The 24,053-nt window shown below is 34.2% G+C and carries 22 protein-coding genes and 1 pseudogene; 11 read left to right on the forward strand and 12 right to left on the reverse strand.

The features are described from left to right. Positions 1 to 38: 38 nt before the first annotated feature. The 8 genes from sufB to ACFINK_RS05575 all read left to right on the forward strand — a co-directional run bounded on the left by sufB (position 39) and on the right by ACFINK_RS05575 (position 11,204). The gene (gene sufB, locus ACFINK_RS05540; RefSeq protein WP_375613439.1) at positions 39 to 1,550 is read left to right on the forward strand and encodes a Fe-S cluster assembly protein SufB; all 1,512 of its coding nucleotides are present in this window, start codon (positions 39 to 41) and stop codon (positions 1,548 to 1,550) included. Positions 1,551 to 1,709: 159 nt separating this feature from the next. After that, positions 1,710 to 2,465, forward strand: a complete 756-nt coding sequence (gene sufC, locus ACFINK_RS05545) for a Fe-S cluster assembly ATPase SufC (protein WP_375613438.1) — start codon at positions 1,710 to 1,712, stop codon at positions 2,463 to 2,465. 11 nt (positions 2,466 to 2,476) lie between these two features. Continuing rightward, positions 2,477 to 3,739, forward strand: a complete 1,263-nt coding sequence (gene sufD, locus ACFINK_RS05550) for a Fe-S cluster assembly protein SufD (RefSeq protein ID WP_375611953.1) — start codon at positions 2,477 to 2,479, stop codon at positions 3,737 to 3,739. Positions 3,740 to 3,749: 10 nt separating this feature from the next. After that, the gene (locus tag ACFINK_RS05555) at positions 3,750 to 4,994 is read left to right on the forward strand and encodes a cysteine desulfurase (RefSeq protein WP_375611900.1); all 1,245 of its coding nucleotides are present in this window, start codon (positions 3,750 to 3,752) and stop codon (positions 4,992 to 4,994) included. Further along, positions 4,987 to 5,388: an SUF system Fe-S cluster assembly protein gene (locus ACFINK_RS05560; protein WP_273787976.1), complete on the forward strand. Its 402-nt coding sequence runs from the start codon at positions 4,987 to 4,989 to the stop codon at positions 5,386 to 5,388. The genes ACFINK_RS05555 and ACFINK_RS05560 overlap by 8 nt, the downstream gene beginning before the upstream one ends. Positions 5,389 to 5,471: 83 nt before the next feature. Beyond that, positions 5,472 to 7,112, forward strand: a complete 1,641-nt coding sequence (locus ACFINK_RS05565; RefSeq protein ID WP_375638396.1) for a site-specific DNA-methyltransferase — start codon at positions 5,472 to 5,474, stop codon at positions 7,110 to 7,112. Between the two features lie 22 nt (positions 7,113 to 7,134). Continuing rightward, positions 7,135 to 9,888, forward strand: coding sequence for a DEAD/DEAH box helicase (locus ACFINK_RS05570; protein ID WP_375638397.1), 2,754 nt, complete (start codon positions 7,135 to 7,137; stop codon positions 9,886 to 9,888). A gap of 377 nt (positions 9,889 to 10,265) precedes the next feature. Next, positions 10,266 to 11,204, forward strand: a complete 939-nt coding sequence (locus ACFINK_RS05575; protein WP_375638398.1) for a COG2958 family protein — start codon at positions 10,266 to 10,268, stop codon at positions 11,202 to 11,204. Between the two features lie 643 nt (positions 11,205 to 11,847). Here the strand turns inward: ACFINK_RS05575 and sodC are convergent. From sodC to ACFINK_RS05595, 4 genes are all read right to left on the reverse strand, one after another. After that, on the reverse strand, positions 11,848 to 12,375 hold the full coding sequence (gene sodC, locus ACFINK_RS05580; protein ID WP_375632234.1) for a superoxide dismutase [Cu-Zn] SodC: 528 nt from the start codon (positions 12,373 to 12,375) through the stop codon (positions 11,848 to 11,850). Between the two features lie 454 nt (positions 12,376 to 12,829). Continuing rightward, positions 12,830 to 13,138 (reverse strand): hypothetical protein, encoded by a 309-nt coding sequence (locus tag ACFINK_RS05585; protein ID WP_375636733.1) that lies wholly within the window; start codon positions 13,136 to 13,138, stop codon positions 12,830 to 12,832. Beyond that, positions 13,131 to 13,475: a hypothetical protein gene (locus ACFINK_RS05590; RefSeq protein WP_375638399.1), complete on the reverse strand. Its 345-nt coding sequence runs from the start codon at positions 13,473 to 13,475 to the stop codon at positions 13,131 to 13,133. Before ACFINK_RS05590 ends, ACFINK_RS05585 begins: the two co-directional genes overlap by 8 nt. Before the next feature lie 509 nt (positions 13,476 to 13,984). After that, complete coding sequence (locus tag ACFINK_RS05595) at positions 13,985 to 15,211, reverse strand: UbiH/UbiF family hydroxylase (protein ID WP_375632233.1); 1,227 nt, start codon at positions 15,209 to 15,211, stop codon at positions 13,985 to 13,987. Between the two features lie 185 nt (positions 15,212 to 15,396). Between ACFINK_RS05595 and pcsA the strand changes: the two genes are divergently transcribed. From pcsA to ACFINK_RS05610, 3 genes are read left to right on the forward strand one after another with little or no spacing between them, the layout of a single operon-like run. After that, positions 15,397 to 16,215 carry a phosphatidylcholine synthase gene (gene pcsA / locus ACFINK_RS05600; protein ID WP_375638400.1) on the forward strand — a complete coding sequence of 273 codons (819 nt, stop codon included), beginning with the start codon at positions 15,397 to 15,399 and terminating at the stop codon, positions 16,213 to 16,215. A gap of 21 nt (positions 16,216 to 16,236) precedes the next feature. Continuing rightward, on the forward strand, positions 16,237 to 17,283 hold the full coding sequence (locus tag ACFINK_RS05605; protein ID WP_375638401.1) for an enoyl-CoA hydratase/isomerase family protein: 1,047 nt from the start codon (positions 16,237 to 16,239) through the stop codon (positions 17,281 to 17,283). Next, the gene (locus ACFINK_RS05610) at positions 17,280 to 17,693 is read left to right on the forward strand and encodes a DUF6163 family protein (RefSeq protein WP_375611911.1); all 414 of its coding nucleotides are present in this window, start codon (positions 17,280 to 17,282) and stop codon (positions 17,691 to 17,693) included. Before ACFINK_RS05605 ends, ACFINK_RS05610 begins: the two co-directional genes overlap by 4 nt. A 314-nt stretch (positions 17,694 to 18,007) precedes the next feature. Here ACFINK_RS05610 and ACFINK_RS05615 read toward each other — a convergent pair whose 3' ends face one another. From ACFINK_RS05615 to tmk, 8 genes and pseudogenes are all read right to left on the reverse strand, one after another. Continuing rightward, entirely contained in the window at positions 18,008 to 18,370 is a 363-nt protein-coding gene (locus ACFINK_RS05615) for a hypothetical protein (RefSeq protein ID WP_375618144.1), read from the reverse strand. 123 nt (positions 18,371 to 18,493) lie between these two features. Further along, positions 18,494 to 18,622, reverse strand: a pseudogene (locus ACFINK_RS05620) (MBL fold metallo-hydrolase); the annotation flags it as partial. A gap of 56 nt (positions 18,623 to 18,678) precedes the next feature. Beyond that, positions 18,679 to 19,038: a hypothetical protein gene (locus ACFINK_RS05625; protein ID WP_375606871.1), complete on the reverse strand. Its 360-nt coding sequence runs from the start codon at positions 19,036 to 19,038 to the stop codon at positions 18,679 to 18,681. Between the two features lie 109 nt (positions 19,039 to 19,147). Then, positions 19,148 to 19,957: an MBL fold metallo-hydrolase gene (locus ACFINK_RS05630; protein ID WP_375638402.1), complete on the reverse strand. Its 810-nt coding sequence runs from the start codon at positions 19,955 to 19,957 to the stop codon at positions 19,148 to 19,150. A 10-nt stretch (positions 19,958 to 19,967) separates the two neighbouring features. Further along, positions 19,968 to 20,741, reverse strand: coding sequence for a TatD family hydrolase (locus ACFINK_RS05635; RefSeq protein WP_375638403.1), 774 nt, complete (start codon positions 20,739 to 20,741; stop codon positions 19,968 to 19,970). Beyond that, positions 20,731 to 22,290, reverse strand: a complete 1,560-nt coding sequence (gene metG, locus ACFINK_RS05640) for a methionine--tRNA ligase (RefSeq protein WP_375638404.1) — start codon at positions 22,288 to 22,290, stop codon at positions 20,731 to 20,733. Before metG ends, ACFINK_RS05635 begins: the two co-directional genes overlap by 11 nt. A 76-nt stretch (positions 22,291 to 22,366) precedes the next feature. Then, complete coding sequence (locus ACFINK_RS05645; RefSeq protein WP_375638405.1) at positions 22,367 to 23,410, reverse strand: DNA polymerase III subunit delta'; 1,044 nt, start codon at positions 23,408 to 23,410, stop codon at positions 22,367 to 22,369. Beyond that, positions 23,407 to 24,051, reverse strand: a complete 645-nt coding sequence (tmk, locus tag ACFINK_RS05650; protein WP_375613423.1) for a dTMP kinase — start codon at positions 24,049 to 24,051, stop codon at positions 23,407 to 23,409. Before tmk ends, ACFINK_RS05645 begins: the two co-directional genes overlap by 4 nt. Positions 24,052 to 24,053: the final 2 nt, after the last annotated feature.

The raw sequence follows: 24,053 nt of genomic DNA on the forward strand, positions 1-24,053 counted from the left end.
AGTTACCGGTTTTTGACGCCAAAAAATGGAGAAAATTTATGCCGGCAGTACAAGAAACGATACGCCAAGTACGTGAAATAGATGTTGACCAATATAAATATGGTTTTGAAACCAATATTGAAACCGATAAAGCTCCAAAAGGCTTAAATGAGGATATTATCAAATTTATTTCCGCTAAAAAAAATGAGCCTGAATGGATGCTAACATGGCGCTTAAAAGCTTACCGCCGTTGGCTGACAATGCAAGAGCCTCATTGGGCGCGTCTTGAATATCCTAAAATTGATTTTCAGGAGCTTTATTATTATGCTGCTCCAAAAAATCATACAGGACCAAAATCTTTGGATGAAGTGGATCCTGAGTTATTAGCAACGTACGAAAAACTTGGCATTCCCCTTAAAGAACAAGAGATTTTGGCAGGAGTAAGAAAACAGTCTGATCCCTCCACTTTTGATGACAGTATGTCTGTATCGGGGCAGGTGGCTGTTGATGCAGTCTTTGATTCTGTTTCTGTTGTAACAACATTCAAAAAAGAGCTGGCACGTGCTGGTGTGATTTTTTGTTCTATTTCAGAGGCGATTATTGAACATTCTGAGCTTATTAAAGAATATTTAGGAACAGTTGTACCTATAAGTGATAATTATTATGCGGCCTTAAATGCAGCTGTCTTTACAGATGGTTCATTTGTTTATATTCCTAAAGGGGTTCGTTGTCCTATGGAGCTTTCAACTTATTTTAGGATTAATGAACGCAACACTGGCCAATTTGAACGAACATTGATTATCGCCGCTGAAGATTCCTATGTTTCTTATCTTGAAGGGTGTACAGCACCCCAACGTGATGAAAACCAACTTCATGCTGCTGTTGTTGAGCTTATTGCCCTTGAAAATGCAGAGATTAAATATTCTACAGTACAAAACTGGTATCCTGGCGATAAAGATGGAAAGGGCGGTATTTATAATTTTGTGACGAAGCGTGGAGATTGTCGAGGTGATAGCTCTAAAATTTCATGGACACAAGTTGAGACTGGTTCTGCGATTACTTGGAAATATCCATCCTGCTTACTCCGTGGTAATAATGCGCGTGGAGAATTTTATTCTATTGCCGTTGCAAACGGTTATCAACAAATTGATTCCGGTACAAAAATGATTCATTTGGGAAAAAATACTTCCAGTCGCATTATTTCCAAAGGTATTTCTGCAGGTTTTTCAAATAACACGTATCGAGGACAAGTCACAGCGCATCGAAAAGCACAAAATGCGCGTAACTTTACGCAATGTGATAGTTTGTTAATCGGGAATGATTGTGGTGCGCATACAGTTCCTTATATTGAAGCAAAAAATGCAACAGCTCAGTTTGAACATGAAGCCACAACATCAAAAATTTCTGATGACCAACTTTTTTATGTTATGCAAAGAGGAATTCCCGAAGAAGAAGCTATCGCATTAATTGTAAATGGTTTTGTAAAAGAGGTCATTCAAAAACTTCCCATGGAATTTGCTGTCGAAGCACAAAAGCTTATTAGTATTAGCCTTGAAGGTAGTGTTGGATAATTTTATTTAATTAGATAAATAGAAGACTTTATGTAAAAAGGCTGTAACGGTAGCACATAATGCTAAAAATGACCTCTATGGTAATTACAAAAGTAGATGGATGCTAAGGTAAAATAATACGCATTGATATCTGAAAAACAGCCAAAACAGGATTAAATTATGTTAGAGATCAAAAATTTGCACGCCCGTATTGCTGAAACCGATACAGAAATTATTCGTGGTTTAAACTTGACAGTTCAAGATGGAGAAGTTGCCGCTATCATGGGACAAAATGGAGCCGGAAAATCAACTTTATCTTATTTGCTTGCTGGTCGTGATGATTATGAAATAACAGAAGGAGATATTCTCTATAATGGACAATCACTTTTAGAAATGGATCCAGCAGAACGTGCTGCATATGGTGTTTTTCTTGCATTTCAATATCCAATGGAAATACCAGGGGTAGCAACAATGGAATTTTTAAAAGTTGCGATGAATTCTCAACGCAAAGCGCGAGGTGACGAAGAACTTAAAATTCCTGAATTTATAAAATGTGTTAAAGAAGTTTCAGCCAAACTTGAAATAGATATGGATATGCTAAAGCGTCCATTAAATGTAGGTTTTTCAGGTGGAGAAAAAAAACGCGCTGAAATTTTACAAATGGCACTTCTTGAACCTACACTTTGCATTTTAGATGAAACGGATTCTGGCTTAGATATTGATGCACTAAAAATTGTTGCAGATGGTGTTAATAAACTTCGGGATTCAAAACGTTCATTTTTGGTGATTACCCATTATCAACGGCTGCTTAATTATATTATTCCTGATACGGTACATGTTCTTTATAAAGGACAAATTATCAAAAGCGGTGATAAATCCTTAGCGCTTTATTTAGAGGAAAATGGGTATGCTGATCTTATTAGGGAAGCGGTTTGAGGTTATTAAATATGAATGCACAGCAAAACTTGTTAGCGGTTGAAGAAAATATACTCAGTAATTTTAATCAGTATGTAAACCACTTACCTGGTGATAAAGCTGTACAGGAAATCCGCAAGAAAACTATTGAGCAGTTTCAAACGACACGGCTTCCTTCCCGTAAAATCGAAAGTTGGCATTATACCAATCTGCGTACCTTACTGAAGTCTATTAGCAATTTTTCAAAAGTTCAAGACAATCAATTGGTTGATGCATTGCTTTCAGAAAGTGCTGTTTTCTCCATAAACAATGGAAAAACATCGATAGAGTCAAAGGTAGACAACATTGCAGTAAAACGCCTTTCAGACGCATTAGAAGATAATTCTGTACAGATAAATCAAAACATTTCTGATGAAGATTTTATTGGACAGTTAAATACAGCTTTTGTTACAGATGGTTGGCTTTTTCACATCCCTGAAAATACAAAGTTAAATATCCCCATTGAATTACAAAATATACAAATGGGGGGACAATCTCATATTTTTTCGGATATAAAAGTTGATAAAAATAGTCAAGTTATGTTTATTGAACATCAGGTTGGCAATGATAAAGATACCTTTGTCAGTTCAATATTTTCATTAAATGTTGCTGCTGATAGTGATGTTACGTGGATTCTCATTCGCAATCGTGATTTTAATTCTACACAATTTGGTCGATTTTGTGCTGTTCTTGATCAAAGAGCGAAGTTATCACTTTATGTCATTAATATAGGGAGTCAATTAAATCGCCAAGAAATCGATATTGAATTACAGGGAGAAGAATCTGATTTTCAATTACGCGTCATAAATTTATTATCAGGACAAACACATAGTGATCTTACAATGACTGTTCGTCACGTGGAAGAAAAATCAACATCAACCGAAATTATACGCAATGTGGTTACAGATAAGGCTGTTGGTGTTTTCCAAGGAATAATACGTGTTTCTCAAAAAGCGCAAAAAACAGATGCACGCATGGCTTGTAATAGCCTTATTCTTTCAGATGATGCAGAATTTAATGCAAAGCCTGAACTGGAGATTTTTGCTGATGATGTTGCATGTGGTCATGGTGCAACAGTTGCTAATATTAATCATGATTATCTTTTTTATCTTATGACACGTGGTATCCCATTTAAAACGGCGCGAGCACTTTTGATTAAAGGATTTATCTCTGAGCTCATTGATGACATCAAGCAAGATAATATTCAAATCGTTTTGGAGAATATCATTAGTAAATGGCTTGAAAAAAATGTTTAAGGTAGAAAAAATGGAAAATAACGTACAAACATTTACTTATAATGTCGAAGAAATTCGGCGTGATTTTCCTATTTTGCACCATCAAGTTTATGGAAAGCGATTAGCATATCTTGATAGTAGTGCTTCTGCCCAAAAACCAATGTCAGTACTCAATGCAATGAATAATTATTATCACTATAGTTATGCTAATGTGCATAGGGGAATGTATTTTTTAGCCAATATAGCAACACAATCCTATGAAAATTCTCGTGAAACCGTTCGTGTTTTTCTAAATGCTCAAAAAGCTGAAGAAATTGTTTTTACGAAAAATGCAACAGAAGCTATTAATACTGTTGCTTATGGTTGGGCGATGCCAAAACTCAAGGAAGGTGATGAGATTGTTCTAACGATCATGGAACATCATTCAAATATTATTCCTTGGCATTTTCTCCGTGAACAAAAAGGTGTTAAACTTATTTTTGTTCCTGTCGATGAAAATGGTGTTCTGCACATTGAAGATTTCCAAAAGGCTTTAAGCGAAAAAACGCGGCTTGTTGCTATAACGCATATGTCCAATATATTAGGAACTGTGCCTCCTGTTAAAGAGATTATTAAACTAGCACATCAAAATTCTATTCCGGTTCTTGTTGATGGTTCTCAAGGAGCAGTACATTTAACCGTTGATGTGCAAGATCTCAATTGTGATTGGTATGTCTTTACAGGTCATAAGCTTTATGGACCCACTGGTATTGGTGTTTTGTATGGTAAAGAAGATAGGTTAGAAGAAATGCGTCCTTTTCAAGGGGGAGGGGAAATGATCGAGGAGGTAACAACCGATAAGGTTTTTTATAATGCTCCTCCTTACCGTTTTGAAGCAGGCACTCCTCCTATCGTTGAAGCTATTGGATTAACTGCGGCTATTGATTATATACAAGAGAAAGGTCGTAACACGATTCATGCCCATGAGAGGTCCCTTTTAGCTTATGCGCAGGAAAAACTTAAAATGGTTGAGTCATTGCGTATTTATGGTCATTCTCCCAATAAAGGAGCTATTATATCATTTATAATTGAAGGGATTCACGCCCATGATATCGCTATGTTTATTGATAGAAAAGGGGTTGCAATACGTGCGGGAACTCATTGTGCACAGCCTTTATTACAGCGCTTTGGTCTAACATCTATTTGCCGCGCATCGTTAGCCATGTATAACACTCAAGAGGATATAGATCAATTAGTAGAAGCATTGCAAGAAACAAGGACATTTTTTAATGGCTGAATCAATTGAAGAGCGTCATTCTACAGAATCCGTTGAAACTGTAAGCGAAAATAAAAAATCTTACATATCAGCAATTCCAGCAGACGAAATTGATCGTATGACAAATGATATTATTGCTGCTCTCAAAACAGTTTATGACCCAGAGATTCCTGCTGATATTTATGAGCTAGGACTGATTTATCGTATTGATATTGAAGATGATCGTTCAGTAAAAATTGAAATGACTCTTACAGCACCGGGATGTCCTGTTGCAGGTGAAATGCCGGGGTGGGTAGAAAATGCAGTCAGTGCAGTTGAAGGGGTTTCGTATGTTGAAGTCACTATGACTTTTGATCCACCATGGACACCTGATTGTATGTCAGAAGAAGCTCAAATTGCTGTCGGATGGTACTAAAAGTATTGTTAAGAGACTCTAATTTAGCCATTCATGAATAAGCTGTTTACTTTTCACAAGCATTTGAATTTAAGGACGATCGCATGAGTTATAATAAACAAAAACTAGAACTCATTTGGATTGGAAAAGAAAAACGCCCAAAACTAGAGCCTCGTATCTTATTAGAAGATCTTGAAAAATCTTATCACGCTTCGCATCAAATATCATCCCAAGATATTTTTGATAATAAACTTATTTTTGGTGACAATTTGCTCGCACTCAAAGCGCTTGAACAAGAATATATGGGGAAGGTAAAATGTATCTATATCGATCCGCCTTATAATACAGGTAATGCTTTTGAACATTATGAAGATGGTTTAGAGCATTCCATATGGCTAAGTCTTATGAGAGATAGGCTAGAATTGTTACATCATTTACTGGCGGATGATGGAAGTATCTGGATATCAATTGATGATGATGAACAAGCCTATCTTAAAGTGATGATGGATGAAATTTTTGGTCGCCAAAATTTCATCAACAATATTATTTGGCAAAAGAAATATGCTCCACAAAATGATACAAAATGGCTTTCTGATAATCATGATTTTATAATGGTTTATGCTAAAGATAAAACGATTTGGCGCCCTCAATTGCTTCCTCGTTCAAGCGATATGGATGCGCGCTATAAAAATCCTGATAATGATCCTCGCGGTCCTTGGAAATCAGATAATCTTTCAGTTAAGACTATGAATTTAAAAGATGTTTATGAAATTGTTACGCCTTCTGGGCGCAGTGTGATGCCTCCTGCTGGAACGAGTTGGCGCGTTAGTAAACAAAAATTTGCTAAGCTATTAGAAGATAATCGTGTTTGGTTTGGTCCAACAGGAAGTAATGTTCCTTCTATGAAACGTTTTTTATCAGAGGTAAAAAATGGTATGGTTTCAATGACCATTTGGCCTTATCAGGAAGTTGGCCATAATCAAGATGCAAAAAAAGAAGCCAAAGTCTTCAATTCTGATAGTGTCTTTACAACTCCTAAACCGGAACGTTTAATGGAACGCATTATTCAACTTGCCACTAATCCCGGTGATCTTGTACTGGATTCTTTTGCTGGTTCTGGCACAACCGGTGCTGTTGCCCATAAAATGGGAAGGAAGTGGATTATGATTGAACTTGGTGAGCATTGTCACACCCACATTATCCCTCGTTTAAAACAAGTCATTGATGGAACTGATCAAGGGGGAATTTCCAAAAGTGTCAATTGGCAAGGTGGCGGTGGATTCCGTTATTATCGCCTTGCACCTTCCCTGTTGCAAAAAGATCCATGGGGACAATGGATTATTAGTCGCGAATATAATGCTGCCATGCTATCAGAAGCCATGTGCAAACATATGGGATTTACCTACGCACCTGATGAAAATCATTATTGGATGCAAGGGTATTCAACCGAAACAGATTATATTTATGTCACAACGAGCGCCATGACCCATGAACAACTCTGTATAATGAGTGAAGAGGTAGGCTCTCATCGCACGTTGCTGATTTGTGGTACAGCCTTTGATACAAAATCAGCATCCTTTGAAAATCTGACACTCACTAAAATCCCCCGTGCAATATTAGAAAAATGCGAATGGGGAAGGGACGATTACAGTTTAAATGTAGCCAATCTTGAACCAGTGATTGTGGTAAAAGAAAACAGCAAAAATAAAGATATTGCGCAAGCAGAATTAGATCTATTTGAATAATATATAAAAAGCGGAGTTTTTCATGAACACTGTTGAAAAAAGGATTTCTGCTCGCTTATCGTTGCGTGATCCTCAACGTGAATCTTTAAATATTTTGGTAAAAATCTTAGAAAATATAGAGCTTTCTAAAAATGCTGATTTGGTTGCAGAGTTAGAAGTGATAAAAAATCTTTATCCTTCTGTACAAGATTTTGAACGAAACTTTCCCTCTTTTTGTTTTGCCTTAGCAACGGGTGTTGGGAAAACGCGACTTATGGGGGCTTTTATCAGCTATCTTTATTTAACAGGTCGTAGTCGCCATTTTTTTGTTTTAGCGCCAAATTTGACTATTTATGAAAAGTTAAAACAGGATTTTAGTCCCCAAAGTCCGAAGTATGTTTTCAGTGGAATGAGTGAATTTATTGCCAATAGACCCGTTATTATTACAGGTGAAGATTATGAAAGTGGTAAAGGTATTCGCGTTGATGAACACCATATTCAAGGACAAAAGCGTTTGTTTGAGAATAGAGATACGGCCTTTATCAATATTTTTAATATTTCTAAAATTAATACAACGGATAATAAAAAAGGCGCACTAAAATCTAGTATTCCGCGAATTAAACGCTTACAAGAAACGATTGGTGAAAGTTATTTTGATTATCTCGCAAATCTTCCTGATTTAGTTTTGTTAATGGATGAAGCACATCGTTATCGAGCTTCTGCTGGTGCGGCAGCAATTAATGAGTTAAAACCTGTTTTAGGAATAGAGCTTACAGCGACACCAAAAACAATAGGTGCAAAACCCGTAGATTTTAAAAATGTTGTCTATAGTTATTCACTTGCAGAGGCTATGAGAGATGGTTTTGTAAAAGAGCCTGCTGTTGCTACACGTAAAGATTTTCAACCTCAAAATTATACATCTGAACAATTAGAACATATCAAATTACAAGATGCAATTCATGCCCATGAAAACGTGAAAGCAGATTTAATTGTCTATGCAAAAGATTATAACAAAAAGTTCGTTAAGCCTTTTATTTTAGTTGTCGCTCAAGATACAAATCATGCACAGAAATTGCGTGATTTATTGGAATCAGATGATTTTTTTGCAGGAGCTTATAAGGGAAAAGTTATAGAGATTCATACAAAACAGTCGAATATAGAAGAAGATCAAAATATTCAAAAGCTGATTGCAATTGAAGATTCTCATGACTCAACAGAAATTGTTATTCACGTTAATAAATTAAAGGAGGGGTGGGATGTTACGAATCTCTATACTATTGTACCGTTGCGTGCATCGGCTTCAGAAATTTTAACAGAGCAAACAATTGGGCGTGGATTGCGTTTGCCTTATGGGTATAGAACAGGCGTGGAAGCTATTGATCGTTTAACAATTATTGCGCATGATCGTTTTCAAGATATTATTGATCGTGCAAACGATCCAAACTCAATTATAAAAAAGCATATTGAGATTGGAACAGGAGGGAATATCCCCTTTGAAAAGACCGATATAGTGACAGTTCCAAGTCAAGTAGAAGCTTTATTGATGCAAACGATGGTAATACGTAATTCCGATATAAATGGAGCATCTTCTGATTTACAAGGTATCATATTACATCATACAGATTCCCCTACATTAACACCTGAAGAGCAAGATATTGCAGCGATCGCGTGGGATCTTATCAAAGAGAATGATAAATTGCCAAGTTCTCAAATGCTTTGTTCTGCACAGATACAAGAAAAAATTGCTAATAAAGTTATGAATATTAAGCCTTCATCACAAAAGTCTCTTGTATCAAAAGTGGTGACAATTCTGACAAAACAATTAACAGAACTGATAATAGATATTCCAAATATTATACTCATTCCTTCGCGTGATGTTACTTATGGTTTTTATGATTTTGATTTGGAAAATTTAGAAAACTTAAATTTTCAACCTGTTAGTAAAGAACTTTTAATTCGAGAATTGCGTACCCATAAAAGCATTTTTCTCACATCTAAGAATGAATATGTCAAAGAGCCTTATCTTGAAAACTACATCATTCGTGGTTTGATTGATAATGACTTTGTCGATTATGATAACCATACGCTCTTATTACGAAAATTAGCTAGTCAGATAGTAGAACATTTCCGATCTTATTTACCCAATGATACAGCTGTTGAGAACGTATTAATTCACTATCAGCACAAGCTTACTAGTTTTATTGTTGCGCAATTAAGAGAACATCAATGGGAAACGCAAAAAGATTATGCGGTTAAAGTTACACGAGGTTTTACAATTTTACAACCTATCCATTATGTGTTGCCGCAAGGGACGTCTCCTCTTGATTTTCGTAATATTCCTGCCATTAAAAGCGATATTAAAAAACTTGTATTCAGCGGCTTTAGAAAATGCTGTTATCCTTTACAAAAGTTTGATTCAGTAGAAGGGGAATTACGATTTGCTCAAATATTAGAGGATGATGCACAAGTCTTGAAATGGATGAAACCCGCTCGAGGTTTTTTCAGAATAGAATATGATAAAAGATCAATCTATGAACCAGACTTTGTTGTAGAAACGAAGGATGCCAAATATCTTTGTGAGCCTAAAAAAGCCTCTGAAATGCAAAATCCTATTGTTTTAAAAAAGAGAGAAGCTGCAGTTCAATGGTGTTGTCATGCAACGCGCTATGCGGCGACTTATGGCGATAAAAAATGGTATTATGTTCTTATTCCCCATGATGCTATTAAAGCAAATAGTAGTTTTGAAGGTTTGTGTGCAGAGTTTACCATTTCAGAATCTATACTTGAGAGCTTATAACTTTTTGCTTCAAAAATAAAACACATAAGTTTTTTAATTGACGGGTGTGAGGTTTAATCAAATGTTTGAATAATTATTTTTAACTTTTTTCTAACGACGTTAAAATAAAAGGAAAAATGTATAGCAAAGTTATACAAGATTATGCTTTTGTATGGGGATTTGTAGCACATTTACACTTTTTTATAAAAGTACAATCTTATTTTCGTTATGTAAAAAGATCTTTGAGTTATAGTCATAAATTAAAAAAAATATTTTAATTTTATTGAGTAATTTGATAAATATTCTTTTTTTAAAAAACTTAAACAGTTTATTGTTCTTTCATTTAAAACGCCTGAATATAATGAAATACCCAGAGAATAAAAGGGGGAGTTTTTCATATGACTTTAAATTTAACAAACACTGTTTTTAATTTTTTAAAGAAAAACCCGACAAAAAAGTTTACAGCTCGAGAAATTGCTCAATGGATATTTGAAAATTACCCAGAAAAATGCCGTCAAAAACAAAAGAATTCAACGGCAATAATCACTCCCCTTAATAGTGATGCGGCTCTTATTCAGCAAATTGTTGCTGAAATAGGGGCAAAACGCCCTCAGTTACAAAAGCGTTATTCAGAAATTAAAACCACTGAAGGACGACCGAGACAATATTATTTTACTGAACAAACAGATAGTGCTGAAATTGATGCAATAGAGGACAATGCAAAGAGTAGAACAGAAGATGGCTCTGTTAAAGAGCATGATCTTTATCCATTATTATCTAAATTTTTATGGTCAGAGCTTGCAGTTTATAGCAAGCGCATTAATGAGAAATGTTCTCGTAATAAACATGGTGCAGGCGGAAATAAATGGCTTTATCCAGATCTCGTAGGGATGCAAGATTTAAGCAAGGAATGGAATCGTGAAATCAAAGCCTGTATTTTGCAATATTTTGATAAAAAGACAAAGCTTTGGTCTTTTGAAGTAAAAATTCTCATCAATCGTTCAAATTTACGAAAAGCATTTTTTCAAACAGTTAGTAATTCTTCATGGGCTAATTTGAGTTATTTAGTTGCTAGTGAAATTGAAGGAGTTGATACATTAAAAGAGCTTCGGATGCTTTCAAGTTTGCATGGAATTGGATTTATAAGACTTAATAAGGAAAACTCTTCCGAGAGTGAGATCTTAATTCCTGCCAAAGAACGTAGTGATATTGATTGGGATACTGCTAATAGATTAGTGGAGGAAAACGAAGATTTTCTTGATTATATTAAGCTCATTCGTCAATTTTATCAAACTGGTGAGATGCGTCCTCTAGATTGGGATCATATGTATCTATGAGGGGTATTTTTAAAAAGACTCTATTGTTTAAAAGCTTTTTTTCAGAATGATGAAAATTACTCTAACTATTTTATTTGTCTTATTATATTGGTATAATATGTTGATTTACTAATGATAATTAGTCTTTAAACTTAAATGAGGGGAATGAATATCCTAGTATTCAATCCTTTCAAACCATCTCATATTGATATTGTATCAATTAAAATTTTTCTCACGTACCTCATGAGTAGGGTTGAGTAGGGGAAGAGTAAAAATTCTGTTTTAAGCCTGTTCTATTTTGTGCATTGAGCGTGATTCCATTAAATACTAGACTTAATGATTATAATTTATTATAAATTTGCTATTATAGAGGGTGAAATTCGACTTTTTTGCTTTGTTTACATCAAGCATGGAAAATATTACTTCCTCATATTGAAGTCTTCTTACGGAGAATTTACACTACTATTTCTTTAATTTCCATTGCTGTTCGTTTTGATGATTACTAAGCTTTTTGTTATCCGAAGTAAACATTCAAAAAAACATTAATTTTATAAAATATTCACATAGTTTACTCAATTTCTTGAAATAGATTTAAAAAATAAATTTCTCTCACACCTTATGGTAAAGGAAGTGTGTACTGTCGCAGTCTGCCACAATACTCTCTTTATTTTTCAATAATACCGCACGCTAAACGTGCACCACCTCCGCCAAGCGGTAATGGTTTATCTGATTGATTATCAGCCCCTAAATGAATGACTAAAGAGCGCCCTTTAATTTCAGAGATTTTTTTTAATCGTGGAGCAAGAACGCTCATTATGGCATATCCCTGCTTATCAACATAAAGTGCTGGTAAATCACCAAGATGACCATTGACATTATAAGGTCCTAAATGTTTTCCGGTATGTTCCGGATCATAATGTCCACCTGCGCTTCCACCAATTATGCCATCTTTTGTATCACATGAAGGATTTACATGTACATGAAAACCATGCATTCCTTCTGATAAAGTAGATAAATTAGGGATGAAAATCAAACCGTATGTGGTTTCTTCAATTTTAATGCTACCAATAGCCTTTTTGGAATTGTTATATTCTAATTTATAAATATTTACTTGTTTTGATAGTGCTAATGCAGAATTTTTATGAATTAAAAATGCCATAAAAAACAATAATGATAATAATATTTTTTTCATAAAATACCTTTATACTTATATTTTAATATATTGTTGTCTATAAATAACAATCTATATTAATGATATATTATATAAATGTCTTAAATTTAACTTTAAGAAAAATAATTTACATAGAAATATTCTGTTATTAGAAAGAGCAAATAAATTAAAGTGTGTTTATATATATTTCTGAACATAACTTTTATTTTTTGATCTATAAAAAATACAGCTTTTATGGATGGATAATTATATCTCACTTACATTTCTTCAAGAGATGCTTTTAAAAAATCTACTTTTTGAGGTATAATAAGAAATTAAATAAGGAATTTTAGTAAGTTAGCTATTATTTCATTTACAATATGATGATCGTTTCATCAAAAAAAGAACATATAATTTGTTGATGATTTAATTGTTTTTCATAGAAAAAATGACGAGAAATTTCTATTCATTATGAAATTTATAAGAGAAAAAATTATTATGATTCATATAAATTTCCCAATAAAATACAGCATATACCGACACTCCCTCCCATTCCTGATCCTATCAGTGCTCCTATTATTATTCCGGAAGAAAGTGCTACTCCTATACCCATTGCGATAACTGGACCAAATCCTGGAAGAGCAATATAACCATAAGCTGCAAGAGTTGCCGCGATAGCTCCTGATATGCTACCATTTAAACCGCCAATGAAAGCAAATTCTTTAATAGAATGGTAGCACTTTTTTAATTTTTTTTTCTTACAGCTGTGAAAAGAAACGTTGCTGTAAGTTTTTAAATCAATCATATTCTTTTCTTTCATTTTGAATGCTAACTGTTCCTGAATAGTCAACGGATACGAAAAAATGGGACTTTTTAAATTTTACTAAAGCACGCCAGATACCATTGTCATCTAAGCGCAATCGTTTAATATTCTCAAAACCATTTTGCATAAGACAATTTTTAACTTGTGAAGCAGTAAATGAGTTCTGACCTATTTTAGTGACCTTTTGAGTAGAGCTATAGGTAAAGGTTTGACAATAAGGAAGGTAAAAAACTTCACTTATTGAAGTCGTGACTATCAACGAGACACATGCAATCATTATAAAAAAAGTACTTAATTTCAAAAAATTATTTAGTGTCATCTTGTTACCATTTGTTGAAACAACACTTCATTAACCTCTGTGTTACTAACAGGTTCCAAAGATGATTTTATTTTTAATATTATACTTAACAATAAAAATTTTTAAAAATATATTGATTAAATAAAACTGTTTTTTTATTATTTATTTTCTTATTAAAATTAATTTTATAAAATAACTTTTTCAAAACGGTATTATTTTTCACTTTATTTATAGTTCTAAATTTAACAGCTATGATTTAGCAAGATATCTTTATAATTTAATTTGTAGTATATAATTCAGTTTTCTCTTATTTCATATCAATATACTAAATATATATAATAATTTTTAATAAAAAATAATTTACAGTTATATTAATTAAACATGTTATTATTATAAATAAATCAAATAAATATAATTAATTATTTTAATATAAATTGTTACTTCTTAGAAAGAACAAAAATATTTTTTATATTAGTAATAGATATGATTCAAAATGCAATTTATTATTTTACGTTATTATCCATTATTGCTTAGTAGAGCTGTTTTGATGATTTTGTTGGAAATATTTGCATAATTTCCTTGAATCCATAACCGGGATACATTCCTTCGCGCATAAATAAATTACGTAATGGTGGGAAACTATGCAACAAACCAAGCCCAATGCTTCGTATGATATGAACAGGCAACATATGAGAAAGTAGAGCAGAGTTCAGTGTATGAACAGCTCCACTTCGGATTAATATATCTGGTTTGCGGCATTTGTTATAATGTGCAACAATCATTTCAGAGTTAGAATTGGATATTTTATTGGGTAAAATATCAATTAAAGTTTGGACATCACGGAATCCTAAATTCAATCCCTGTGCCCCAATAGGGGGAAAAACATGAGCGGCTTCACCCACTAAAATTGTTCGATTAGCAGCAAAATGATGAGAAAGAAGTCCGAAAAGCGGCCATGCTTGAATTGATGTTTCTAAGCTTAGCTTTCCAAGCATTGATTGCATTTGGTTTTCGATCATTTTTGCAATTGTTTTTGGTTCTATATTTAATAATTCCTCAGCGCGGGAAGGATGAACAACCCATACAAGACTAGATCTTCGTCCTGGTAGTGGGACCTGTGTAAATGGACCGTGTTCTGTATGAAATTCAGTTGATGTATTTTGATGAGAAAACTCATGAGAAAAGTTGAGAACAAGTGCTTTTTGTGGATAATTCCACTGTTTCACACTTATCCCTGCTGCGGCACGTGTAAGAGAGTGACGTCCATCAGCTGCAACAACAAGTGGTGCTTGAATAATTCTATGATCAGCAAGAGTAATGCATACATGGTTTTTTGTGTGATGAACAGATTTGGCTGCAGAAACAAATCTTGTAATATTGGGCGTATGTGTAACAGCGTCGACTAAAGCACTGTTCAATTTTACATTAGGTATATTATAGCCAAAAGCTTTTTCGCCAATTTCAGTAGAAGAAAAATGCACCGTAGGAGCATGCACAATTCTAGAAGTTATATCTATAATTCTCATGGACGATAAAGCAGCTGCATGTTTTTGAAGATTATCCCAAATATTGAGTTTTTGAAGCATGCGTATTGCAGGCATCATAAGAGCCGTTGTCCGTAACTCATCTGTATGAGCAGGGGGCCCAACAAGAAAAACAGAAAGCCCCTTCTGTGCAAGACTCAGCGCGGCTAACATTCCGACAGGACCTGCACCAATAACAGCAATATCTTTATGCTCTTCCTTTTCAAATATCACAACGATTTGAACCTTTATTCATTGAGAAAATATTTTAACATTTCCAAATGATCTCTCTCTTTTTATTATATGAAGCTCTTCTATTATTATAGTATGTAATAAATAATGCGATATAAAAAAGTAACCTTTTTATGATTTTTTTAAATGCTGAGTTATATCATCGTTAAAAAATGGCGTATTGATAGATGGTTGAAGACTTTAAAAACGAGGATAAGAAAACCTTGAAACGTAAATTAACAAAGAAAATCAAAACAAATGCTAAATTATTACGCCATAAAAAAGTAACAATGCCACAAGCAAAGGCCTTTTCCGTTCATTTACTAACAGCTTCGGGATCATTTTTAGCGTTTCTTTCTCTTATATCAGCCTCTCAAAAAGAATGGACAGCTATGTTCTGTTGGCTTGGGCTTGCTCTTCTCGTTGATGGTATAGATGGACCAATTGCACGCAAACTTGATGTTAAGTACGTTCTTCCAACATGGTCTGGAGAGCTGTTAGATAATATTATTGATTACGTGACTTATGTCTTAATTCCTGCCTTTGCACTCTATCAAAGTGGTTTCATGGGGATAGGGTTATCATTTTCATTGAGTGCAATTATTGTTATTTCATCTGCTATTTATTATGCAGATACTAGTATGAAAACCAAAGAAAACTTTTTTAAAGGATTTCCTGTTGTTTGGAATATGATGATTTTTACGCTTTTTGTCGTCAGACCAGGAGAGTGGATTACTTTTATCATTATTGTTCTATCGGCGATTATATCTTTTTTGCCAATTTATTTTATTCATCCAGTAAGAGTCCTTCGTTTACGTAGAATTAATTTTCCCATTTTTCTCTTATGGTGTTTTTTTGGTGTTTCTGCCTTCTTTTATCAACTAGAGGCTCCCTATTGGGTTAAAATAGGAATTTCGGTAACAGGAATTTATATATATTGTATTGGCGCAATCATGCAAATATTTCCTAAACTTGGGGAAAAAAGTATAAAAAAAACAATGAAATAATTGTTTTAAGAAGGGTGTGAGATGCAAATTAATTTTGGAGCAGATGATGATATTTCTTTTACGAAAGAAGGGCGTGCTGGTATTATAAAGCTCACACGTCCTTCAGCATTAAACGCTCTTAATCAACGAATGGTTTCAGCTTTAAAAAAAGCTCTCAGAACATGGGAAACAGATGATAATGTTTCTTGTGTCTTAATTGAAGGGGAAGGGCGTGCTTTTTGTGCTGGTGGAGATGTTGTAGAAATCTATCATATGGGGAAAAGTGCTGCTGCTTGTCAATACTTTAGAAATGAATATAGTTTAAATGCTTATATCAAACATTTTTCAAAGCCCTACATTTCTTTCTTAAACGGTATTTGGATGGGAGGAGGGGTAGGTATTTCTCTCTATGGCTCGCATCGAATTGTTACAGAAAATACAGTTTTTGCTATGCCAGAAGGTGCGATTGGATTTTTCCCAGATGTAGGTGCAAGTTTTTTTTTACCATCTCTTCCCAATCATTTTGGTATCTATCTTGCATTAACGGGCGCACGTATAAAGTGGGGAGATTGCTTAAATTTAGGATTAGCAACACACGCCGTTGCTGAAACTGAATTCGATATGATTAGAAAAGCTGTTATTGAGCAAGGAGATCCTACTTTAGCTTTAAACGAGCGAACAATTACAAAAGACTATGAAACAAGTCATGAAATACGTTGTATTATTAACACTTGTTTTAGTGCCCATACCTTAGAAGAATGTCTCGAGTTGCTACATAAAAAAAGCAATGAAGATGTTTTATTTGCTAAAGAATGTTATGATATTTTGCAGTCACGTTCTCCGACAAGTTTAAAAGTTATCTGGAAACAAATGAAACAAAATTCATCTCAAACGTTGGAAGATTGTATGAAAATTGAAAACCGCATAGCGTATCATATGATTCATTCACATGATTTTTATGAAGGTATACGTGCTATGTTAATCGATAAGGATAAAAGACCTCAATGGCAACCAGATAAACTTTCAAATGTGACAGATGAAATGGTAGATTCTTACTTCCAACCTGTTGAACAAGAGTTATTATTGTGAAAAATAATTCTCACAAACAGATTTCAAAAATCAATTTAATCTATAACTGTTACTTACGGTTTTTGGCACTTATTTGCTTAGTTCTAGGTATTTGTTATTGGATACGCCTTGTTGGTGTTTTTCCAGGTATTCTATGGCGTTTTGATCTTATGCCTTGGCAGTGGCAATTTGCATCAGCTATATTGGCTATTCTCTATCCTATTGCCTTAGTTGGACTTTGGATGTATTCACTATGGGGTATTATTGTGTGGTGTATTGCAGCATTGATTGAAGCAATAACAATATATTATTCCGATTTTATTTATCAGCCATTTGTACCATTATTTCATGGAATATTGTTTTTAGCTTTTATAGTACTACAAATTGTAATTATTTTTTTTAAAAGAGTAAAAAATAAAAAAACATTGTGATTGAAATTTTCGAGCCAGAATAACAGGCTCGATTTTCGATCTTAGCTAACTTAAGTAGCTCATTTTAAAGCTTCGTTCCTCAAAACGCTGATGCTAGCTATACTTCTCCATAAAGTTCCATAATATATATTATGCGATAATATGATGCAGAAGATAAATCCTTTATCCAAAAAGAAAACCCTCCTTTAAAACATCATCATATTTATATCATACAATTTACTTTTAAAATAAAATTTGGTCTTTAAAGTACATTCCTTAAAGACCAAAAATAGTGATAGTGATAATGAAATTACGTATAATAAAACTAAGAAAAATTATTGTGCTATTTGACAACGTTTCGTACGTGCAAGATCACTCAAAACAGCATTACGGTTATTTAAAGCTGAAATTTCATTACTTTCACTGGATTTAGGATCTATAAAAAACAAAGCAGGAAGAAATACAAGACTTGTTGCTGCTAAAGCCGCATTTTTATTTCTTGCTTTATAACGCTCTCTAATTGTAGCATCGATTTGGCGCTTATTAGCAAAAAATTCCCGTTGAATATCAGAACAACTCATTGTTCCATCATGTAATGTGGTAACTGGAATATTTTTTTCTAAACGCCCCCCACATGCTGTCAAAAAAAACGCTAAAACGACAATACATACACCCCATTTAAAATTTTCTTTATACATAAAAACCTCACTTTTAACACAAAATGTTTTTAATGAGATTTAAATAGAGCAAAAGTAAGATTAAAATTTTAACAAATATACTATCAACAAAAATATATTTCGTTAATAAGTTCACGCATCTGTTTAAAAAGTAAGACCTTGATATGCAGGTTTTACATAGGATGGGACGTAATTTACGACCACATTGTAATTATGTGTGAGTAGAGCTTCAATGATGAGAACATCCAAATCCATTAATTTCGATTTGGTCTTTAAGGTATATTCCTTAAAGACCAAAAAATGAAATTACATATGATAAATAAGAAAAATTACTGTACTATTTTACAACGTTTCATACGTGCAAGATCACTCAAAACAGCATTACGATTATTTAAAGCCGAAATTTCATTGCTTTCACTGGATTTAGGATCCATAAAAAACAGAGCAGGTAAAAATACAACACCTGCCGCTGCTAAAGCTACATTTTTATTTCTTGCTGTAGAACGCTCTCTAATTGTATCATTAATCTGTCGTTTATTAGCAAAAAACTCCCGTTGAATATCGGTGCAACTCATTGATCCATCATGTAATGTTGTCGTTGCAATATTTTTTTCTAAACGCCCCCCACATGCTGTCAAGGAAACTGCTAAAACGGCAATACATACACCCCGCTTAAAATTCTTATACATAAAAACCTCATTTTAAACATAAAAAAGTGATATTTATGTCAAAAATAAAACAAAATAAAGGATAATCTTCAAAAAACTTTATTTAACGTAAAATATTGTATGAATAAGCTTATGCAGTTGTTTCGAAAGTAAGGCCCTGATACGCAGGTTTTACATAGGATGGAACGTAATTTACGACTGCATTATAATCCAGCGATCTATCCATATGTGTGAGTATTGCTTGTTTTGGCTTTAAATATTTTATCCATTGTAATGCTTGATCAACAGAAAAATGACTTGGGTGAGATTTAAATTGAAGGGCTTCGATGATGAGAACATCCAAACCCATTAATTTGGATAATGTTTTTTCAGGAAATTCACTAACATCCGTACAATAGGCAACGTTCCCAATCCGAAAACCTAAGGAATGAATGTTTCCGTGGTGTTGTAAATGTGTATTGACGCTTATTTCTCCGCCCTGCCCCTGAATAATAAATTGGCTATCTTCATTGATAAGATGCTCTTTTAAAATGGGAGAATAAGATGAATCTTTTGGAGTTTGAAAACAATATCCGAAAGCACTTTTGAGATGCTCTAGTGTAAATCTGTCGGCATAGATATCTATTAAACATTTTTGTGCAAGTGCATAGCTGCGTAAATCATCAATACCGTGGATATGGTCTGCATGAGAATGCGTGTAAAGAGCAGCATCAAGATGGCTTACACGCGCATCGATCATTTGTGAGCGAAAATCTGGACCTGTATCAATAACGATCGTTGTTTTGCCTCCTGAAGGTTTAATACGTTCAACTAATAAAGAACTTCTGTAGCGTTTATTTTTAGGGTTATTCGGATCACATGTTCCCCAATCACCATTAGGTCTTGGCACTCCTGGAGAAGGACCACAACCTAATATTGTAAATCGGTATTGATCACACATATCTTTTGCCTTATTTCATTTTGCTAAATAAACGAAAAGCATTACGCGTTGTTATTTGAGCTGTTTCTTCAATGCTTAAGCCAATTGTTTCAGCCAAAACAGCTGCTGTATAACATACAAAAGATGGTTCATTTGTTTTGCCCCGATGGGGACTAGGTGCTAAAAATGGAGCATCTGTTTCCACTAACAAATGCTCATGGGGCACAATTTTTGCTATTTCACGGATTTCAAGTGCGTTTTTAAAAGTAAGAATACCCGAAAAAGAAATATAACCACCAAGTTCAATTCCAGCACGAGCAAGTTGCATTCCAGACGAATAACAATGAAGGATAAAGGGAAAAGCTCCTTCTTTTATCTGTTCACGTAATATTTTCTCCATATCGATATCGGCATTGCGTGAATGTATAACAAGAGGAATCTGTGTTTCTCGAGAAGCAATGATATGTTCTTGAAAAACTTTCTTTTGCTCTTCTGGTGTAGAGTAATCATAATGATAATCAAGGCCCCCTTCCCCAAACGCAACAATTTTAGGATGATTCGAGAGCTGTATAAGCTCTTCCGCTGTAATATTTTGTTCTTCATGCGCGTGATTGGGGTGTGTTCCAACGGAACAAAAGACTTGATCATAGCTTTGCGCAATGGCTAACAGTTTATCTAACTTATGAACATGGGTTGAAATTGTTATCATACGTTTAACGTCAGCATCTAAAGCCCGTTGGATAACATTATCCAAATCTTGTGAAAAGTCTTCAAAATCAAGATGACAATGTGTATCAATCAACATGATGAGTGTCTTCTTTCTTCAAGATATAACGAGGAAAAATTGGTTCTGGTGGTGGAAGATCAAGCCCTTCTTGAATTTTTGAATGACTTATATGATACAATAACCGATCATCTTCAGCAACCGCAAGGCTATCAAGAAGTTTCGTTGCTGATTGGGGTATGAAAGGCAAAAGCATAATTCCTATTCTCCGCAAGATTTCTACAGTTATATAAAGAACTGTAGAAAATCGTTCTCGATCGTTTTTACGTAAACTCCAAGGTTGTTCGTTGGCAAAATAGCGATTGGCATCTGCTACAATTGAAAAAATAGCTGAAAGTGCTAAATGCATACTATAAGAAGACATAGCTTGGTGTACAGTTTCAAGTACTTGAAGAGATTGTTCTAAAAGCTGTTTATCTTGAGCTAAAAATAAAGCTGGTTTCGGGACTTGTGCATTACAATTTTTGGCAATCATAGACAAACAGCGCTGTGCTAAATTACCAAGATCGTTAGCAAGATCAGCATTAATACGGTTCACAAGGCTTTCATGACTATAACTACCATCTTGTCCGAATGGCACTTCACGGAGAAGGAAATAACGGACCTGATCAAGACCATAATGATCAACCATTTCAAAAGGATCAACGACATTTCCAATAGATTTTGACATTTTTGCACCACGATTAAGTAAAAAACCATGTGCAAAAATATTTTTAGGCAATTCAATTCCAGCAGACATTAAAAATGCCGGCCAATAGACTGCATGAAAACGAATAATATCCTTACCAATAATATGCGTATTTGCAGGCCAAAAATCACGTTTTTTTGAATTTTCATTGAAAAAACCTATTGCTGATAGATAATTTGTAAGCGCATCAACCCAGACATACATCACGTGCTTTGGATTCTCAGGAACAGCAATTCCCCAGTTAAAACTTGTGCGTGAAATAGAGATATCTTTTAATCCCGATTTGATAAAACTTATAATTTCATTACGCCGCTCAAGTGGCAAAATAAAATCAGGATATTTTTCATAATATTCAAGAAGAGCCTTTTCATAACCAGAAAGTCTAAAAAAATAACTTTCTTCTTCATTCCATTCAACTGGAGAGCCTAATTCCTTCTCGCGACGGATGTTGTCTGCTCCAACTTCTGTATCTTTCTCTTCATAATACGCTTCTTGGCGAACCGAATACCACCCCGTATAACGACCGAGATAAATATCGCCATTTGCTTCCATCTTTTTCCAAATTTCTTGACAAGCTTGATAATGGCGTTCTTCTGTCGTACGGATAAAATCATCATTAGAACAATTTAATACTGCAAGCATTTTTTGAAACACCGCACTATTACGATCTGCAAGTTGCTGAGGTGTCATGCCTAATGCAGCTGCGGTTTGTTGCATCTTGAGACCATGCTCATCTGTACCAGAAAGAAAAAATACATTTTTTCCGTTTAACCGTTGAAAGCGGGCTAAAACATCGCTTGTAATGGCACTATAAGCATGTCCAATATGTGGAGCAGCATTAGGATAAAAAATGGGAGTTGTTATGTAATATGTGTCACGCATGTCATACTCGTTGTAAAACGCTATAAATAGAAGATATAATGACATAACGCTTGTTCATCGCATTGTCACGGAAAAACTAATTCTCATGAATGATCTTATGAACTTTAAAAAGTAAGTTAATAACAAACTGCTTTTTATCGAGATTAAACAGTTGTATTTCCTCTATTTCTTGATGAATCTCCTGCCATTTTTCCGCATATTTTTTTGAGAGAAATAAGTCTCCCTTTTCAACGAGCATGATAGCTTTTTTTTGAATTTTATTAAGAATTTCATCACAAAATTGTTGAAATTGGAATGTAGAAGAAGCAGATGAAAATGTTTGTGCAAGAGTATGTACAATCGTTGCATTACAAACAGGTTTCTCTAGGAGAGCATCAATTGTTTTAATAACTTCAAGACCGCCATGGCAAATAAGTAAAGCGGCTTTTCGAGGACTTCCTTTAGATTTTTTAATAATCATTTCAATTGTTTTTTCATCAGGTAAATCCTGATCGGCGAAAATATGTATAATAACTTTTTTCATTTCATCGTTATTCAACGGACGAAAAGAAATTTTTTGACACCGTGAATGGATTGTTGGAAGCAATTTTCCTGAAGAATGTGCGATAATAACAAATAACGTTTTTGTAGGTGGTTCTTCAAGTATTTTGAGAATTGCATTTGCTGCATTTCTATTCATATCATCTGCAGAATCAATAATAACAATACGCCATCCATTATCTTGCGATGTTCGACTTAAAAAATGCATAATATCACGGATATCATCAACGAGTATTCCTGTTTTAAACTTTTGTGTTTTCACATCAAATCGACGTGAAATATACAAAAGACCAGGGTGACTTCCTTGTGTAATTTGGCGCCATGGGGTAGAATAAGGATCGGGTTTCAAGAAAGAACTCTGTTGAAAACTTAAAATGTTCCAAGCAAGATGAAAGGCTAATGTAGCCTTTCCAATCCCGTATTCTCCTTCAAATAATAATGCATGATGCAAACGCTCTTCTTTAAGCATTTGTGTCAAAAAATGACGCACATCCTCATGACCAAAGATAACATTGTTCTGGGATGGTGATAAAATTGTATCAATATCATCATATTGGTGTAAGGTATTTAAATTACTCATGAAAGCTGATCCAACAATACCTGATGACAAATATTTTTTATTTGATGAGCAATAGCTTCCACTGAGCCAGTGGCATCAATGACTCGAAATCTATGGGGTTCTTGTTTGGCCAATTGAAGAAAAGCCTGACGTCTTTGTTCTTGAATTTCCAACTGATCTTTTTCAAAATAATCAATTTCTTCTGTTTTTTTTCTTCGTAAATTTGCACGCTTCATACCACACATTGCTGGCATATCTAATAAAAATGTTAAATGAGGCAAAATACCATTGAGCGCAATACACTCTAAAACAGAAAGAAGAGAAGAACTGACTCTATTATTGAGTCCTTGATAAACGCGTGTAGAATCAATAAAGCGGTCACATAAAACGATTTTACCTTTTTGCAAAGAAGGTGCAATAACTTCATGAAAATGGTCAGCGCGTGCAGCTGTAAACAAAACAGCTTCAATCAACGGTCCATACTGTTGCGTCTGCCCCGACAACAAAATATGCCGGATTGCTTCTGCTCCTGGCGTTCCTCCTGGTTCTCGTGTTGTAACAACATCATAACCTTGGTGAGAGAGAGACTCAGCAAGTAAAGAAATCTGCACCGTTTTTCCTACCCCCTCCCCTCCTTCGAATGTAATAAAATAACCTGACACGT

This window comes from Bartonella sp. AA16NXGY (assembly GCF_042197325.1).
GTDB lineage: Bacteria > Pseudomonadota > Alphaproteobacteria > Rhizobiales > Rhizobiaceae > Bartonella.

Coding starts and splice junctions, on each gene's coding strand:
- sufB (WP_375613439.1), top strand. CDS start 39: ATGCCGGCAGTACAAGAAACGATACGCCAAGTACGTGAAATAGATGTT.
- sufC (WP_375613438.1), top strand. CDS start 1,710: ATGTTAGAGATCAAAAATTTGCACGCCCGTATTGCTGAAACCGATACA.
- sufD (WP_375611953.1), top strand. CDS start 2,477: ATGAATGCACAGCAAAACTTGTTAGCGGTTGAAGAAAATATACTCAGT.
- ACFINK_RS05555 (WP_375611900.1), top strand. CDS start 3,750: ATGGAAAATAACGTACAAACATTTACTTATAATGTCGAAGAAATTCGG.
- ACFINK_RS05560 (WP_273787976.1), top strand. CDS start 4,987: ATGGCTGAATCAATTGAAGAGCGTCATTCTACAGAATCCGTTGAAACT.
- ACFINK_RS05565 (WP_375638396.1), top strand. CDS start 5,472: ATGAGTTATAATAAACAAAAACTAGAACTCATTTGGATTGGAAAAGAA.
- ACFINK_RS05570 (WP_375638397.1), top strand. CDS start 7,135: ATGAACACTGTTGAAAAAAGGATTTCTGCTCGCTTATCGTTGCGTGAT.
- ACFINK_RS05575 (WP_375638398.1), top strand. CDS start 10,266: ATGACTTTAAATTTAACAAACACTGTTTTTAATTTTTTAAAGAAAAAC.
- sodC (WP_375632234.1), bottom strand. CDS start 12,375: ATGAAAAAAATATTATTATCATTATTGTTTTTTATGGCATTTTTAATT.
- ACFINK_RS05585 (WP_375636733.1), bottom strand. CDS start 13,138: ATGATTGATTTAAAAACTTACAGCAACGTTTCTTTTCACAGCTGTAAG.
- ACFINK_RS05590 (WP_375638399.1), bottom strand. CDS start 13,475: ATGACACTAAATAATTTTTTGAAATTAAGTACTTTTTTTATAATGATT.
- pcsA (WP_375638400.1), top strand. CDS start 15,397: ATGGTTGAAGACTTTAAAAACGAGGATAAGAAAACCTTGAAACGTAAA.
- ACFINK_RS05605 (WP_375638401.1), top strand. CDS start 16,237: ATGCAAATTAATTTTGGAGCAGATGATGATATTTCTTTTACGAAAGAA.
- ACFINK_RS05615 (WP_375618144.1), bottom strand. CDS start 18,370: ATGTATAAAGAAAATTTTAAATGGGGTGTATGTATTGTCGTTTTAGCG.
- ACFINK_RS05625 (WP_375606871.1), bottom strand. CDS start 19,038: ATGTATAAGAATTTTAAGCGGGGTGTATGTATTGCCGTTTTAGCAGTT.
- ACFINK_RS05630 (WP_375638402.1), bottom strand. CDS start 19,957: ATGTGTGATCAATACCGATTTACAATATTAGGTTGTGGTCCTTCTCCA.
- ACFINK_RS05635 (WP_375638403.1), bottom strand. CDS start 20,741: ATGTTGATTGATACACATTGTCATCTTGATTTTGAAGACTTTTCACAA.
- metG (WP_375638404.1), bottom strand. CDS start 22,290: ATGCGTGACACATATTACATAACAACTCCCATTTTTTATCCTAATGCT.
- ACFINK_RS05645 (WP_375638405.1), bottom strand. CDS start 23,410: ATGAGTAATTTAAATACCTTACACCAATATGATGATATTGATACAATT.